The sequence below is a fragment of the Enterococcus sp. DIV0901a genome (assembly GCF_051711525.1).
GTDB lineage: Bacteria > Bacillota > Bacilli > Lactobacillales > Enterococcaceae > Enterococcus_B > Enterococcus_B faecium.
This window is the reverse complement of the sequence record NZ_JBIOMW010000003.1, coordinates 1-14,749: the sequence shown is the minus strand read 5'-3', so window position 1 is coordinate 14,749 and position 14,749 is coordinate 1. Positions and strand designations below refer to the sequence as shown.

Annotated in this window: 20 protein-coding genes and 1 pseudogene; 17 read left to right on the top strand and 4 right to left on the bottom strand. The window is 32.7% G+C overall.

The features are described from left to right. Positions 1-174 precede the first annotated feature (174 nt). Entirely contained in the window at positions 175-789 is a 615-nt protein-coding gene (locus tag IGL70_RS13920) for a recombinase family protein (protein WP_104880687.1), read from the bottom strand. A gap of 341 nt (positions 790-1,130) precedes the next feature. On the opposite strand from IGL70_RS13920, the gene IGL70_RS13915 reads away from it, so the two are divergent. From IGL70_RS13915 to IGL70_RS13890, 6 genes are all read left to right on the top strand, one after another. Next, positions 1,131-1,742, top strand: a complete 612-nt coding sequence (locus tag IGL70_RS13915; protein ID WP_104880694.1) for a recombinase family protein — start codon at positions 1,131-1,133, stop codon at positions 1,740-1,742. A gap of 100 nt (positions 1,743-1,842) precedes the next feature. Next, positions 1,843-3,261 carry a hypothetical protein gene (locus IGL70_RS13910; RefSeq protein ID WP_113844063.1) on the top strand — a complete coding sequence of 473 codons (1,419 nt, stop codon included), beginning with the start codon at positions 1,843-1,845 and terminating at the stop codon, positions 3,259-3,261. 562 nt (positions 3,262-3,823) lie between these two features. Then, complete coding sequence (locus tag IGL70_RS13905) at positions 3,824-4,387, top strand: recombinase family protein (RefSeq protein WP_104876446.1); 564 nt, start codon at positions 3,824-3,826, stop codon at positions 4,385-4,387. Between the two features lie 3 nt (positions 4,388-4,390). Next, the gene (locus IGL70_RS13900) at positions 4,391-4,522 is read left to right on the top strand and encodes a hypothetical protein (RefSeq protein ID WP_257971829.1); all 132 of its coding nucleotides are present in this window, start codon (positions 4,391-4,393) and stop codon (positions 4,520-4,522) included. Positions 4,523-4,775: 253 nt separating this feature from the next. Next, positions 4,776-6,098 (top strand): C39 family peptidase, encoded by a 1,323-nt coding sequence (locus tag IGL70_RS13895; RefSeq protein WP_113844064.1) that lies wholly within the window; start codon positions 4,776-4,778, stop codon positions 6,096-6,098. Positions 6,099-6,229: 131 nt separating this feature from the next. Beyond that, the gene (locus tag IGL70_RS13890) at positions 6,230-6,331 is read left to right on the top strand and encodes a putative holin-like toxin (RefSeq protein WP_219621936.1); all 102 of its coding nucleotides are present in this window, start codon (positions 6,230-6,232) and stop codon (positions 6,329-6,331) included. Positions 6,332-6,689: 358 nt separating this feature from the next. Here the strand turns inward: IGL70_RS13890 and IGL70_RS13885 are convergent, their stop codons facing one another. After that, entirely contained in the window at positions 6,690-7,070 is a 381-nt protein-coding gene (locus IGL70_RS13885; RefSeq protein WP_113844065.1) for a replication-associated protein, read from the bottom strand. A gap of 1 nt (position 7,071) precedes the next feature. Further along, a complete protein-coding gene (locus IGL70_RS13880; RefSeq protein ID WP_113844066.1) occupies positions 7,072-7,953 on the bottom strand; it encodes a ParA family protein in 882 nt (293 codons plus the stop codon). Between the two features lie 516 nt (positions 7,954-8,469). Here IGL70_RS13880 and IGL70_RS13875 point away from each other — a divergent pair. The 11 genes from IGL70_RS13875 (at position 8,470) to IGL70_RS13825 (ending at position 14,122) form a co-directional block, all read left to right on the top strand. Continuing rightward, positions 8,470-9,966 (top strand): primase C-terminal domain-containing protein, encoded by a 1,497-nt coding sequence (locus IGL70_RS13875; RefSeq protein ID WP_113844067.1) that lies wholly within the window; start codon positions 8,470-8,472, stop codon positions 9,964-9,966. A gap of 180 nt (positions 9,967-10,146) precedes the next feature. Further along, entirely contained in the window at positions 10,147-10,452 is a 306-nt protein-coding gene (locus tag IGL70_RS13870; RefSeq protein ID WP_096710576.1) for a type III secretion system protein PrgN, read from the top strand. 984 nt (positions 10,453-11,436) lie between these two features. After that, a complete protein-coding gene (locus tag IGL70_RS13865) occupies positions 11,437-11,694 on the top strand; it encodes a hypothetical protein (RefSeq protein ID WP_113844068.1) in 258 nt (85 codons plus the stop codon). A 253-nt stretch (positions 11,695-11,947) separates the two neighbouring features. Next, positions 11,948-12,103: a hypothetical protein gene (locus IGL70_RS13860; protein WP_162781606.1), complete on the top strand. Its 156-nt coding sequence runs from the start codon at positions 11,948-11,950 to the stop codon at positions 12,101-12,103. Between the two features lie 73 nt (positions 12,104-12,176). After that, on the top strand, positions 12,177-12,395 hold the full coding sequence (locus tag IGL70_RS13855; protein WP_096710568.1) for a hypothetical protein: 219 nt from the start codon (positions 12,177-12,179) through the stop codon (positions 12,393-12,395). Between the two features lie 51 nt (positions 12,396-12,446). Then, complete coding sequence (locus tag IGL70_RS13850) at positions 12,447-12,623, top strand: hypothetical protein (protein ID WP_104888028.1); 177 nt, start codon at positions 12,447-12,449, stop codon at positions 12,621-12,623. A 22-nt stretch (positions 12,624-12,645) separates the two neighbouring features. Continuing rightward, a complete protein-coding gene (locus IGL70_RS13845; RefSeq protein WP_164978338.1) occupies positions 12,646-12,789 on the top strand; it encodes a hypothetical protein in 144 nt (47 codons plus the stop codon). Beyond that, the gene (locus IGL70_RS13840) at positions 12,786-13,061 is read left to right on the top strand and encodes a hypothetical protein (RefSeq protein ID WP_104888027.1); all 276 of its coding nucleotides are present in this window, start codon (positions 12,786-12,788) and stop codon (positions 13,059-13,061) included. Before IGL70_RS13845 ends, IGL70_RS13840 begins: the two co-directional genes overlap by 4 nt. Positions 13,062-13,140: 79 nt before the next feature. Then, positions 13,141-13,470, top strand: a complete 330-nt coding sequence (locus IGL70_RS13835) for a hypothetical protein (RefSeq protein WP_104889590.1) — start codon at positions 13,141-13,143, stop codon at positions 13,468-13,470. Next, positions 13,457-13,786, top strand: a complete 330-nt coding sequence (locus IGL70_RS13830) for a DUF5406 family protein (RefSeq protein ID WP_104889591.1) — start codon at positions 13,457-13,459, stop codon at positions 13,784-13,786. Before IGL70_RS13835 ends, IGL70_RS13830 begins: the two co-directional genes overlap by 14 nt. 15 nt (positions 13,787-13,801) lie before the next feature. Further along, positions 13,802-14,122 (top strand): hypothetical protein, encoded by a 321-nt coding sequence (locus tag IGL70_RS13825; RefSeq protein ID WP_113844085.1) that lies wholly within the window; start codon positions 13,802-13,804, stop codon positions 14,120-14,122. A gap of 358 nt (positions 14,123-14,480) precedes the next feature. Here IGL70_RS13825 and IGL70_RS13820 read toward each other — a convergent pair. Beyond that, a pseudogene (locus IGL70_RS13820) lies at positions 14,481-14,749 on the bottom strand (hypothetical protein); the annotation flags it as partial.

Here is a 14,749-nt window from a genome sequence, read left to right as displayed (position 1 = left end):
AATTCTAAAGGATTTCAGGGTATCTTTTCTATATTTTTTTTATACAAAAAAGATGTTGGTGAAGTTCACCAACATCAAAAAGTATAGAGCCATAATAAGGTTATCAAATTGGGGCGTAGTACTTTAGTTTGTATTTAGAGGATTGGATGTTTCCAGTCCTTTTTTGTTTATCTCCTATTCTGTAATCGATTTCAGATCGTTTTTGATTCGATATACTGTTTGTCTAGTAACATTGTATTCTTTCGAAATTTTTGAAATAGCAATGCCTTTTTTGAGATCTTCAACGATGTTTTTATACACTAAGCGACGTTGAGGATCTTTTGCGTTAGCACTGTATAATTTAGGTCGTCCTTTATAGACTCCATTTGCTTTAGCAATCTTAATTCCTTGTGCATGGCGTCGTTTAGACTCTGTACGTTCCTGCTCTGCAATCATAGCCAAGATTTGAATGATTAAGTCTTTGATGAATTTATCCAGGAGTGGATTTCCAATTGCTTCAGCCATGATTGGTAAACTAGTGATGATTAGCTGCACATTTTTCTTTTTAAGGTAATTGACCGATTCAATGATCTCGTCATAATTTCTTCCAAGTCGGTCGATGGCTTCCATGATAAAAACATCTTGTTCTCGGACAAATTCTAAAGTTTCTTGGAAAATTGGTCGATGAGTAATCGTTGCTCCAGATTGTTTCTCAATAAAAATTTTTTCTGCGCCGAACTTTTTCATTTCTTCAATTTGCCGTTGTTCATTTTGATCGATCGATGAGACACGTATGTATGCAACTCTCAAAATTTTTACCTACTTTCTGCAACTATTTAAAATACACCCTAATCACACACTAGAAAACCAGATTTTTCAATATTTGTCATTTTTATATTTAATTGGCACAGTTTTTTCTAATTATTTGTCATATTCATAGTCAACTATAGCTACAAAAGCAACTAATTTTGGAGATAGATTGAGATATTTAAAAATTTATCATGAAAAATTAGTTGCTTTTGTCACTTAGCGCTGAAAATTTATGCCATTTATCTAGAAAAATGACACTTGGATTTCTAAGGGGTCAGCAGAGTTGGGCAACAGGATTTTAAAAATGATCCAAGTTTTTGAATTTTAAAGGAGTTTTTTCTATGGCTAAAATTGGATATGCTCGAGTAAGCAGTATTGATCAAAATTTAGATCGACAGTTAGAATTGTTATCAAAGTGTGATAAAATTTTTACTGATAAGGCAAGTGGGAAAGATACCAATCGTGAAGGATTTCAAGAAATGATGCAATTCATACGTGAAGGTGATATTGTCGTTGTAACAGAATTAAAACGTCTTGGACGAAATAATAAAGAGCTAACAGAAACGATGAATTTGATTCAGCTAAAGAAAGCGACTCTGGAAGTTTTGAATTTACCAGCATTAACAGGGATAACTGATGATAATTTGCGTCGATTACTTAATAATTTAATTATTGAATTATATAAATACCAGGCTGAAGAAGAACGTCGATATATTCGTGAAACGCAGCAACAGAGAATTGCGCTTGCTAAAGCAAAAGGAAAATATAAAGGTGGGAAGCCAAAGTATAGAGAAGATGATAAACGTCTGCAATTAGCATTTAAATTATTTTTAGCTGGATCTACAGATAAAGAAGTAGAAGAGCAAACAGGAATTAATCGAAGAACATTTAGAAGGTACAGAATGAAATACGGAATCACTAGTAAATTGAGAGAGAAAAATAAGATAAAATAACTTAAAAATTCACAGAGATTGAACCGATTTCATATTTTTACTTGAGTCTTAATTAACAAATATAATCCATTAATTTAAAAATTAAGTAAGGGTGGAGTAAATGGAATTTATAAACAATACTAAAGAAAAAATTTTGAATAGTCCCTACTTTAATAAGGTGTCTTATTTATTTGAAGAGTCTTTTATGACCTATTCAATAGGAGCGTATAGATCATCGTACATTACTTCGTATGTAGGCTTTTTACAACAAATAAGACAAAATATAATAAATTATAATGAAAATCCTTATTTCAGTATAATAGAAAAGAAAGAAAATGAGACAGAAGAAAAATATAAAGCAAAGATTGAAAACAAGTGGAGAGGGTTAAACAAAAATCTAATCGATGTTGATAAATGGGAAAATGCTCTTATTAGTGCTTTAAATGAAAATACCGATACTAATATATTAAGGCTGAACGATGGGGATAGAACTAAGCTTTTATACTTTAAAAATATTAGAAATGATGCAGTGCATGATAAAACAAATCAAATCACTTTAGCACAATTGCAATCTTTATGGGAATTCATAATAGAATATGCACATAGGACTAGAATAGGCGAAAACAAGGAAAGCTTTTTAAAAAATTACCAAGAAATTACCGAATGGTATAAGCAATCTGGGGATATTCCTGAAAATAGATTAAGAGTAATCGAAGAGTCTTTTTATTTATTAACAGAAAAAGAAAAGATAGAAATTCTTAGTATTTTTTATAGAAGTTTTTTTAATCCTCGTCCCGATGATATTTACACTCTGCATACTGAAGAAGTATTTAATCACTTATTTGAGAATCATCGACTAGAAATGTATAATCTGCTTAATTCTGATCCTGAATTAGCTTTATTTTCTATTTTTGTAATTAATAACATAGATGTAGCATGTTTGCAATGGAACAGAGATAGAAGTGATTCAATATTACGACTAGATAATCGGATGATTGATAAAATAATTAGATTTATTAAAATGCAAGATAATCTAATATTAAAAGAAAAAATAGGTAATTTCATAGATGTTCTATCAGAGCCTTATAAATTAGACCCCGTTTTTCCAGCTGCTTTAAAAGAAAAATTCAATTATTTCTTTCAGGAATTGCTGGTATATAAAATAATTGAATTAAAAGAACTAAAAGAGTTGGATTTGAATGAAAAAATAAATGAAATGCTTATAAACATTGCACTGGAATCAGTTGAAAAATCATATACTTATAAAGGATACAACGGGAGACAAAAAAATATAGATACATTCTCATGGAATGATATATATATAAATATGTATTACATTATTTATCTCTCAGATTTATCTCTAGAAAGTAAATATGCAGAAAATGAAAGCATGAAGGAAGTTTTCAAAAGATTAAAAATATTATATGGAATGAATAATTCAGAAAATCCTAATAAGGATGTGAGTTTTCTCTCAAACTTTAGTATTTTATTTGAATTACTTAATGATTTTCCTCAATTAAAAAGAGAATTGGAACAATAACTTTCAATTCATTCATTATTTTGTATCTGTCTTGCTAGTGGTCTAAAAAACTTTAGTAATTTAACGATTGAAAATTTTTAATAAAAAGCAAAGTAACTAATGGATTTTCATTAGTTACTTTGCTTTTTTTATTCTAATTAGTTGATATATGAAGATTCTAACGCATTTAAAATCTAATAAGTGGTTAGTTTGTCATTTTTATATTTAATTGGCACAGTTTTTTCTAATTATTTGTCATATTCATAGTCAACTATAGCTACAAAAGCAACTAATTTTGGAGATAGATTGAGATATTTAAAAATCTATTATGAAAAATTAGTTGCTTTTGTCACTTAGCGTTGAAAATTTATGCCATTTATCTAGAAAAATGACACTAATATAATTTGATTAATTTGTTTTTTAGTGTTCATAAAATCGTCCCTTTATGGACACTTTCATTTTTTACTTTATTTTTCAAAAAATCAACTCATTTTATGTTCATAAACCCATAATAAAATCTATGTTCAGTTAAACTATATGGATAAAGTTATGTTACAATAAAATTAATGAAGGAGTGATTTTTGTGAAAATAGGATACGCCCGGGTATCAACCGGATTGCAAAATTTAGATTTACAGGAAGATAGTTTAAATAAATTTGGTTGTGAAAAAATTTTTACCGATCATATGAGCGGAGCAAAAAGTAATCGACCAGGATTAGAAATGGCCATCGATTTTGTTCGTTCTGGAGATACACTTGTTGTTTGGCGTTTAGACCGTTTGGGAAGAAATATGGAAGATTTGATTTCAATCGTCAATCGATTGAATGAACGCGGTGTGAGTTTTCATAGTCTTCAAGAAAATATTACGATGGATAAATCTAGCTCTACGGGACAACTTATGTTTCATTTGTTTGCGGCATTTGCAGAATTTGAACGTAATTTGATCTTGGAACGATCAGCAGCTGGACGTGCTGCCGCACGTGCAAGAGGGCGATTTGGAGGACGTCCTGAAAAATTAAAAGCACAAGACTTAGAATTATTAAAGACTCTAGTTGATAGTGGAACACCCATTAAAACAATTGCAGAACGATGGAATGTTTCTAGAACAACAATTTATCGTTACTTAGATAAACTGGAAGGAAAATAAAGAATGATGAAAACAAAAACTGTGAAATTGGATGAAAAAACGTCTTTAGAAATTGTCACTTCTAAAGATTTCAAGAATTTTATAATTATTGATGTAAGTTGGAATAAAAAAGACATAGAAAAAGTTTTAACATAACTAAGCAGAGATTAATAATAATCATGCTGTTTTATAGATAGATCGCTAATATTGAATGTTTAGAATTGATTTGATAAAATGTAAGAACAACGATGTTCTATCGTTGTTCCTAATCCTTACTTTTAAATACTTTTTGCAGTCTTCTGTTCTATGTAGAACAGAAGTTTTTTTTATTTTTTGGGATTTAAATATTGAATGCGCTTTTTCATTCGATATAATTTTCTTATGAGAATAATTTGTTTAGGAGGAAAAAATGAAACGTTATCTCTATTTATTGGCAAGTTTTAGTGTACTAACGAGTGTTAGTATGGGAGTAAATGTATCTGCAGAGGAAATAAATATAGGAGGTTCGACAGTCACTACTGAATCAACGACGAGTTCTACTGAAGATACACAAGTGACCAGTGAGATACAATCTGTAATGGAAACAATTACTACTGACGAGACAAGTAATGTAGAACAACCGCAAACTGCAATCATTAATGGACAAGAAGTCACACTGGAAGCACCAGAAAAAGCAGGACAAAGTGAAGCAAATGCAACACAAGCGCCAAAAGAAGAATTAATGGATGGTTCAATGAGTCGTAGTTCAAGAGCTGCGGTTAAAACGATCCCTATGTATCGTCTATTTAATCCCAATAGTGGTGAGCATTTTTACACACGAGATACTGGAGAGCGAGATCATTTGAGAAAAATTGGTTGGAACTACGAAGGAATTGGTTGGCAGGCGCCCACAAGTGGTGATCCAGTTTATCGCTTGTACAATCGCTATAATGGGGAGCATTTCTACACATTAAATGCGAAAGAGCGAGACAGTATTACCAAACAAGGTTGGACATATGAAGGGATCGGTTGGTATTCGTACAAAGGAGTAAATGGGATTCCAGTCAGTCGTTTGTACAATAAAAAAGTCAACTGGCATCATTATACGCTAGATGAGAATGAAAAGCGCGTGATTACCAAACAAGGCTGGAAATACGAAGGTGTAGGTTGGTATGCAGTTGGAAATGGTCAGCAAAGCAACGATGATTATAAATTATTGGGTGTGAAAAACTATAATCAGTATGCGTTAGGTGCGCCTAGCGGTTGTGAAGGAGCTTCTCTCTTGCAGGCTTTGCAATATAAAGGCAAGTTAACCAATTGGAGTTTGACACAATTCTTAAATACGATTCCTAAGTCACCAAATGGAAATCCCAATAATGGATTTGTCGGCAGTCCATTTGTCGAAAATTCATGGACGTATTCTGCTATTTACCCTGCCCCACTGACTACATGGGGACAAAAATATGGGAATGTACAGAACATTTCAGGAAGTTCTATGAATACGTTACTTAATGAAGTGAAGAACGGCAATCCTGTTGTAGCTTGGGTTACGATTAATTTCCAGCCAATACGTTGGGGGAATTGGAGCTTTGGTGTGGCAGCGAATAATAACCATGCAGTGACACTTGACGGTTACAATAAAGGAAGTAATCAGGTACATGTATCTGATCCGATCAGTGGCTCTTATTGGATGAGTCGTACAACATTCGAGAATATCTATAATGCTCGTAAATATGCCGTTGTTGTTCGTTAATGAATAGCAATGTCATGAACGATTAGATATGCTATAATTGAACAGTAGAAAAGTGAAAAGATGGTGGCTAATCTCTTGAAAAAGGGGTGATGCCTATGGTTCATAGCTTTATCCCTAGAAGGGAGTAGCACGTGTCAACGTTTGAAGCAATTCAACTGATGATCGCTTTTGCGACGTTAGTTTTGCTGATAATTGACCATAAAGACCAAAAAAATAACCATCTGACACTTTGACCGGCGTTTAGATGGTTAAAATACTATTTATATCGTAGTCACCGTCTTTTTAACGGTTCTACATGGGGGCTATGTTTGAGCATAGCTCCTTTTTCTTATTCAAAGTATAGCAAAGTAATGTAGAAGTTGCAAATATGAGGTTGTAGTTTGCTAAGTGTAAAATTACACTTGTGTACTTTTTAAATGCTATATTATATTGAAAAACTTAATAAGAAAAAAATATATAGTAGTGTTAATTAGTGTAAATGTGTAAATTTACAAAAGTACACAAATATATTTGTGCAAAAATATTTTTTAATTGGTTAGAAAGACTTATTTATCAAGGATTTAAAAAGTGTAAATGTACACATTTGCACTTTTACACTTTTTTATTCTTTGCTTTTTTTTCAGCCTTTTTTATTTCTTTTTGAATGTGTTTTTTCTTCAATCTAGCAAGTTGATCCAAATATTCCTGATGTTCTTCTTTGGATAATCTTTTTACTCTATCATATACAAGTTCAGCAAAAAGCTCATAACTATATTGAAAGTCTTCTTGAATACTTAATAAAGCATCAAATTCTAGTTTGTTTTCATTTGGAATACGGATAGTTCCTCTATCATCTTTCAAGTATTTTTTTTCAATTTCTTCACTGTAACCTGTATAAGGTTCTTGAGGGGAAATATCTTGTTTATACTCATTATTTTGTTTGATAATTGTTTTTGAAGTTTTTTTATTTTTTCCTCCTAGTAAGTTTGCCATATTAAATTTCCTCCATTGCTGAAATTCTTCTTAAAAATTCATCAGTAATAGGCTCAAATACATTTTTAAACATTTTTTCATTCCAATATCCTTCACGAGTAATACCATTTCTCGGTATATTTTGAATTGCTTTTGAATAAGGAATTATATTTTTAAATATATTCTCTTCTCCAAAAAGTTCTTTTGCGTCATCAATTACTTTATTATCAATACTTCCGTTTTTTGTAACTTGATTTGGTAAAATTCCCATTACTTCGATTTCTGCATCTAAATCTTCTACTAATGGTTTTAAAGTGTTTTGAACATAGCTTTTAGCACCATCGAGACTATCAGATTGAGTTTGAAATGCGATTAGAATATAGTCAGAAGCATAGGCAGCAGCTTGAGTATAATCTGATATAGTTGGTGGAGTATCGAAGAAAACAAAATCATAATCTTTTGATACTTCGTCAACTAATGACTTGAAATATTCATATTTTGATTTTGTCACTGGGATATAGTCTTTATCAGTTTTGTCTACCAAACCAAACTTTTTGCTTAAAAAAGTTGGAAAACTAGCAAAGTCTAAAGAAGAAGGAATAAAGTCTAAATTCTCTTTTACATTTACTATTAAATCAGATAAATCTCCATCAGCAATACCACGCATAAGAGTTTTTTTAAATATTGTAACTTCTTCTTCGTGGTATAGAGATCTAGTGACATATAAAGACTTAGTTGTGTTAGATTGAGTATCTTTATCAATGATGAGACATTTAAATCCCATTTCTGAAAGAATAAATGGAATTAGACGAATAATTGATGTTTTACCTACACCACCTTTTTCATTTCCTACAGTAATTTTTCTTACTTTTTGTGCCAACTGATATTTTTCAAATATATTCATATAAATTCCTCCCAACTTTATGTGTCCTTTTACAAAAGTGTAAAAGTGTAAATGTGTAAAATACAACATGATTATATCATGCTATTCGGGGTTGTCAAACTGTTTTTTACAAAAGTGTAAAAGTGTAAATGTGTAAAAGTGCAAAAGCATTTAAAGCTAAAAAAAAAGCTATTTACATTTTTTTTTAAGTGAGTTATTCTGATAATTGAAAAATACATAAAAAAAGAGAGACGGAAATAATTGACTTTGGTCGGATCAATTATTTCTGAATCACATGAAACGCACTCATGTGTTCGCGCTCGTCTCAATAAATAATTAAGTGGTCTCGCAAACCACTTAGTTGTTTTACAAATGTGCTTAAATTATAGCACATTTAGAGCGAGCAGTTCAATAGATAAAGCGACATTTTTCTAGGTTTTTCTAGGAATTTAAGCCGAATATTGGAAGAGAACACAGAACCATTTTTAAAATTGGCATGTGTTCTCTTTTTTAATACAATTCGGAGGAAATTTTAGGATGGAAAACTTAGATCAATGCTATGCAGCGTTGTTGAAACAAGGCATTCGTACATACAAATATCGAAACAGCACCATGAAGCCTGTCGGGTATGAGAATACCAGCAGGAATGGTGCAGTCTTTGCGTACCGCAGTAAACAATTGATGAACGCAGGGCGTGGCATGGTTATTACGTCTGAAGAAGCGATTTTAGAAAATCAGTCAAAACTGACCCATTGGACACCAAACGTTTATCGCTATGGGACTTATGCAGACGAAAATCGTTCAGTTGTCAAAGGACACTCAGAAAAGAATTTAAGTCAAATCAATACTTTTGTGGTAGATATCGATTCCAAAGAAAACCATCAAGGAGAGATTTTCTTAGCTTGTGTAGATGAATTAGGGTATATGCCAACAATGATTTTAGAATCGGATCATGGCTATCAAGTTTACTTTGTGTTGCAAACACCTGCTTATGTGACGAAAAAGAGTAATTTTAAAGTCATTGAAGTAGCGAAACGTATTTCTACAACGATTCGGACACAATTAGCTAATCAGTTACCAGGTATCGATGTAGGTTGTAACCATTTTGGGATTGCTCGATTCCCAAACAAACAAAATATCGTATTTTGTGAGCTAGAAAATCAATATTCTTTTTCTGATTGGTTGAATTGGTCAATGAAAATGGCGTCTAACCAAAAAAATGAAGCAGAAAGAAACGCGAAATTGATTGTTTTTCCCGAGAAAAAAGAGTATCGCCAAGTCGATGAGCCTTGGTTTGATTTGTTGCTACGAAAAGCAGATATTATCGGGAGAGAAGGTCGTTTAGGACGGAATAACGTGATTTTTACACTCTCTTTGGCTTATTATTCTTCTGGTTACGGACAAGAAACCTGTGAGTATAACATGTTTGAGTTTAACGAACGCTTAAATGAGCCGTTGTCTGAAGGCGAAGTGCGAAAGATTGTCAAAAGTGCGTATTCTGGCAATTATCAAGCCGCCAATCGTGACTTTATTTTGGAATTATGCCAAGAATGGATCGCTTCAGACATTCAAGAAAGCGAGTTGTTTATCCAACGTCGTGGGTGGTGGAAGTTCAAGAAACCACGTGAGCAACGAGAATATAGTCATAAACATGAATGGCAAGAAGATATCATGCGTTATTTGAGCGAAAAAAGTGATCTTCGTATGCCTTATTTGAAACTGTCTAAAAAAGAATTGGCAGAACAATTAAATATGCCACTAAGAAGTTTGGATCGTGCATTAAGTGCCTTAAAACAAGAACACAAAGTGTTCTACCATGTCAAAAAAGGGCGTGGCGGCGGACTTTTACTTGCTTCAGTACGGGTATTAGTCGCAAGCTTGATCCAAGCGAAGAAAGAAGAAAAAGAAGCCTTTATTCAAGGAATCATTGCGCAGTTTAAGCTAACCATCGATGAATGGACAAGCACCATTCAACAGCTAATCCCTGAGAAAGAAGTCCAAGAAATCAGGCTATTCGAGGTCGATACAGGTTGAAAAAATAAAAGACGTCAATTGCCTTTTACAATATATCTTTGATACTTCTCTAGTTTTCTTTTGGTGTTTAGTTGTTCCAGTGCTTCTGAATATGCAGGTATTTTTCTTTCTGTTTATTTAAGGATTCTCTGCTATTATTACGTTTGTAATGATGTTTGTTTATCTGAAGGAGGGGTTTTTATGGCTATGAAGTTGTATGTGTATTCTCATGCAGTGAATGTGTATATTTTGCGGTATTTGAGTATGCCAGTAGAACAATTCTGTGAGCTTTATGGGTTTAATCAAGGGACGGTGGCTAGTTGGGTAACAAGAGAGCGTTCGGTAGAGACGTTGCCTGCGTCATTTATTTATGCTTTATCTTTGGCTTCTAGTCGTAATATGGGGGAGATCTATGAGGAATTGTTAAAACTACAAGATGATTATTATCGCTATCGTGAACGTGTAGGATTCAAGAAGGGGAAGAAAGTGAAAAAACGTTTAGAGTAATTTTTGATAAATTTTAGTATGTTACATTTGTTACAAATGTAATGATTTATTTTAAATTATTTAAAATTGTTATTAGAAATTTATTCGATAAAATCATAATCGTTGGTTTTGGTTTCAAAATCGTTAATAAGAGAGAGAATGATAAAGAGAGTGGCTGGGTATATTTTTGTTTTTTTAATTTCTAAAATCTGGCTAAAAAAATTATATATTGTTTAAATTTTATAACGAAAAGTTTTTTAAAAAAGAACAAACGTTGTTATTTTTGGTGTTTTTATTTTTTTAGAAAGTTGTGATAGGATACGAATAGAAGTACTTCTTAGCTTAGAATTAGGAGGGAGGTATTTAAAAAAATAATGATTTTTAAAAGAGAATAGAATATTTTGTAAAGTATGAATAGATTTTTTGGATTAAAAACATTGTTATTTCAAGGAAGTTATTGATTCAATGTAATTTAGTTAATGAATTTGTTTGTATTTTAGAAATGAATATGATATTGTTCTTTTAGAAAAAATTAATTTGAAATTTAAAAGTGAATATACTTTTTTTGTTGCGATATGTTGTTGTGCAATGTAGAGCCCAACAAAAAAAGGAGTGGTTTAGAAATCTCGCCTAGAAAGGCTCTCACCTCTTCCTAGGGTCATAGATTTCTACCCCGACCGTTAAGACCTAGATAACGGTGCTGCTCCTTTTTGCCGCAGGGTCTTCCTGCAACGTGAACAATAATACCATAAATTTGTAGTAATGAACAATCATGTCTTTTGTACTTGTATTAGTTTTATTAAAAGTTTATGGAGTAGTGTATCTAATTTTATTGGGTACAGTGCGTATATTATTATAGTGTTGTAAAGAAGGCTCTGATGGCATAAAGAGAGAGACTGTTATTATCTTTGAAGGTAGTAGCTAGTCTCTCTCTTTTTTTGTTTGGTTCTGCATTGTTCGACAACAAGTTGAGCAATAAGTTCATACTTTTAGAGGAGTTTAAACATGTCTGAAAGATTTTGTACAGTAGAGGATCTGAAGCGTCAAGCAATTACGATCAAGCTATATAACAACAGTATTTGGGCTAATTTAGGGGACGGACGGTTTATTAATCGTCAAACAAAGCAAATCCGACCAATTTCTTTGCTTTACCGTTCTACTCGAACTGTTGTGGGTGTGAATCATCAAGTGATTGCGAAGCGTAAAAAGAAACGAGGATGTCTCTTGTTTCTAGAGAAACCTTATAAGGCAAAACACATGTAAGAACGGAAAGATTTTTCTTGTTTGCAAGTAAATCGCTTTGCTTGTGAACGCCCTGATCCTTGAAAACTGAATAAAAAGAACACAGTTTAAGGGTGTAAGAAAACCGTCTGGTTTCTAAATGAGGAGGTTGAAAAGATTTAGAAGGAGATAAGAATGTTTTCTTACCAGTCGTAGATATTCTCGCTGTCTAATCTACGATTGTGTTCAAAGAAAGACAGTACCTGAAGGTGTAGTGACCCTTTGGGATGATTTTGTGAGGGCAAATTGCGGAGAAATAAGTAGCGCAGGTAAGGGTTACCTCGGTAACTATCTGTTAGCAGAAGGATTTCTGATACTTGGTACATTTCGAGTGATTTGTGGTTCACAGGTTGAGCATTTACCTAATATGCCGAGTTATCGTTTTACTTAACAACGAACACTAACTTTTATTTGATTTACGATTTACTTGTAAACAAGAGAAATTTTTACTAGGGGGCGTCCAAATGACGGAAATTCAACGATTGATTTGCTTTTTAGAATCGGGAAAACGCAAGGAAATTTCAATGGCTGAATATGTTTCTCTGCAAAAGAGGAAACATAAGTGGTCAGAAAGGCGTTATCGCCAGTTGTTGGCTGAATTATCAAGAAGTCAGGCGATTCCTCCAAATTATGTCACTCAAAACGGGCAGGTTGTACGAATATTGAAATTACGAACTGCTTAGGTTTAGAAAAATAGAGGGGACACCTACTAATAGAGAAGGGGACACCTGAATATGGGAACAAAGAAAAAAAGGATCAAGATTGCGGTCACTGAGGAAACGATTCAAAAACTTCAGTGGATCGTAGAAGAAGACCAAAAGAAAAACAACAAGAGAATTTATCCTTGTGACTCTTTAGAGCGAATAATCAATAACGAATATGTTATACGTCAAGCATTTCGAGACAAGTAATTAAGAGAAGGAGTGAATGCCTATGGTAAAGGTTATAGGGAAATATACCGGACGTGTGTATTATTCCTGTCCAAGCAAAAAAGAAGCCAATGAATGGATTCTTGCGAAAAAAATCTTTGAGCCATTAGTACTTCTTGTTCTTTCTAGAAAAGAAGAGATTGTATGAAAACAAGTTATAATTATCACCCTCTAGTCGATGGGTTTAGTCGGAAGTTCAATTTACAAGAAGAGCAAAAAATGATTCGTCGTTTCGAGAAAGATATTTTAGCTGAGATCAAGAAGAGGAAGGATCGAAAGCTTCCAGTAAGTCAATATATTGCGAATTTTTCGCCTAAAGAAAAGCGTTGTTTTTTCGGTCTTTTGAAACGGTTTGAACGAGTGAAGATCTATTACCAATTGGAAGAAGGGATGTCGCGTCAATATTTGATTAAGGCGTAAGACAACTGTTATTGCTATCTTGCTGATATATAGAGAGAAATTACTCCCATTTTTGGGAGATAGCAGAGGTGGAAAAAGGATGATTCAAACATTCGTAAAAATGAGTAAAATTTCATGGATTGAAAAGCTTGAAAACGACTTGAGTGTCATGCAATTAGCTCCAAAGAAATTCAAACGAGAGATTGCAGAAAAAGAAGCAATTTTGTCGGTATTGAATGCGGTAGACGACAAATGTCCAGTAAAAATTAGTTTTTCAGATATAGCCGCAATTATCGAAGGTATCTACTATGGACAAGCCGATGAAGAGCTATTTTCTATACAAGATTTATTAGAATTTTTGAACAAAAATAAGGATAGCTTTGTAGAACTAACTGATTATGAGGAGGTTACAACAAATGAAAAATTATGATCCCAATATTCGATGGGGAACACATACTGTTAAAGTTACTTTTCAACGATGGGATTACAAAGGGTTTGTGACGTTTAGAAGAGGTGGCAACTGTAAAGGTTTAGATGTTCTAGCGTTAGAGTATTATCAGCCATTGACTGATAACCCAATCGGGTTTGGAGTACTTCCTGAAGATGATGAAGGTAATAAGTGGTTCAAAATGACCCTGACAAATGACGAAGGGGACGAATTGTTAGTGGAAGATGTATGGGAAGAGTTAGGTGACTACATTGTAGGTCTTGAAATTATTGCTTTTGTAGCAGATAAAGAACAGTAAACGGAGGAATAGACAATGAAATTTTTCAAAGTGAAAGAATTAAATGAAACTAAAATTCCAAGTTTTGTACAAAAAAGAATCGAATATTTTGCAGAGTATCTTTCAAAAGGCATGACATTTTCAGATTTATATTTGTTTGTTGTAGCTGAGTCAGATGAAGAAGGACTCGCAACAATGTTTGAAGAGATTTTCGCTAGTCCTTATCTTGAAATGAGTTATGAATTTAGGAAATGGTATCGAGATCCAAACAATTGGAGACAGCGACAAGTCGATTTAGCAAATGCAGTTATCCATATATATCAACAAAAAACAAGGAAAGAACGGATGATTATATAAATGGGTATTTTTTTAATTTTTTGGGACTAGTTGGTTTTGTGATATTTCTTTTGCAAGATCGACAAGAAGTATGTGAGAGAAATTCTGATAGAAAAAATCCATGAAAATGAGTGTGAAGTTCACTTAAACAGAAAAATAACTAACAAATTTCAGTTACTTTCTTATGGAAGTAATTGAGATTTGCTAGTTATTTACTAGTGGAAACTAATTTCATTTTTACTCCTTTCTTTTCACAAAAAAATCTTACGAGGGGTGTTCCCTCGTAAGTAATAAACGATTATGATCCCAAAACAATATTTTGTGAATGAAAGCGTAACATTCTATGGAAAATTTGTTATAATAAGCAATGAAACTATGCTTATTTTTCTTTGTATGCGAAATAGGTATTCTCTTTTTTTGCTAAGCCAAAAGTATCCCCTATTTTTAGAGATTTTGGAGCATATTTCAATTTTGGAATTTCAAATAAATTTTTTTCTTTGTCAGTTACTTTGATTGGTAACTGAATTTCTTCTCCGGATTCAGGAGAAAGAACAGCAAGATTTTTATCTTGAAATAATACCGTTGTAATTTGTGTTTTCCCCAACACTTGAATATCAGCACCTTGAAGGGCTTTTACTTCGCTTAGCG

What these genes read in the sequence shown, in the direction of transcription:
- IGL70_RS13915 (WP_104880694.1), top strand. Translation starts at nt 1,131, where the DNA reads ATGGCTAAAATTGGATATGCTCGAGTAAGCAGTATTGATCAAAATTTA.
- IGL70_RS13835 (WP_104889590.1), top strand. Translation starts at nt 13,141, where the DNA reads ATGATTCAAACATTCGTAAAAATGAGTAAAATTTCATGGATTGAAAAG.
- IGL70_RS13895 (WP_113844064.1), top strand. Translation starts at nt 4,776, where the DNA reads ATGAAACGTTATCTCTATTTATTGGCAAGTTTTAGTGTACTAACGAGT.
- IGL70_RS13865 (WP_113844068.1), top strand. Translation starts at nt 11,437, where the DNA reads ATGTCTGAAAGATTTTGTACAGTAGAGGATCTGAAGCGTCAAGCAATT.
- IGL70_RS13900 (WP_257971829.1), top strand. Translation starts at nt 4,391, where the DNA reads ATGATGAAAACAAAAACTGTGAAATTGGATGAAAAAACGTCTTTAGAA.
- IGL70_RS13910 (WP_113844063.1), top strand. Translation starts at nt 1,843, where the DNA reads ATGGAATTTATAAACAATACTAAAGAAAAAATTTTGAATAGTCCCTAC.
- IGL70_RS13885 (WP_113844065.1), bottom strand. Translation starts at nt 7,070, where the DNA reads ATGGCAAACTTACTAGGAGGAAAAAATAAAAAAACTTCAAAAACAATT.
- IGL70_RS13840 (WP_104888027.1), top strand. Translation starts at nt 12,786, where the DNA reads ATGAAAACAAGTTATAATTATCACCCTCTAGTCGATGGGTTTAGTCGG.
- IGL70_RS13830 (WP_104889591.1), top strand. Translation starts at nt 13,457, where the DNA reads ATGAAAAATTATGATCCCAATATTCGATGGGGAACACATACTGTTAAA.
- IGL70_RS13880 (WP_113844066.1), bottom strand. Translation starts at nt 7,953, where the DNA reads ATGAATATATTTGAAAAATATCAGTTGGCACAAAAAGTAAGAAAAATT.
- IGL70_RS13825 (WP_113844085.1), top strand. Translation starts at nt 13,802, where the DNA reads ATGAAATTTTTCAAAGTGAAAGAATTAAATGAAACTAAAATTCCAAGT.
- IGL70_RS13850 (WP_104888028.1), top strand. Translation starts at nt 12,447, where the DNA reads ATGGGAACAAAGAAAAAAAGGATCAAGATTGCGGTCACTGAGGAAACG.
- IGL70_RS13870 (WP_096710576.1), top strand. Translation starts at nt 10,147, where the DNA reads ATGGCTATGAAGTTGTATGTGTATTCTCATGCAGTGAATGTGTATATT.
- IGL70_RS13855 (WP_096710568.1), top strand. Translation starts at nt 12,177, where the DNA reads ATGACGGAAATTCAACGATTGATTTGCTTTTTAGAATCGGGAAAACGC.
- IGL70_RS13845 (WP_164978338.1), top strand. Translation starts at nt 12,646, where the DNA reads ATGGTAAAGGTTATAGGGAAATATACCGGACGTGTGTATTATTCCTGT.
- IGL70_RS13875 (WP_113844067.1), top strand. Translation starts at nt 8,470, where the DNA reads ATGGAAAACTTAGATCAATGCTATGCAGCGTTGTTGAAACAAGGCATT.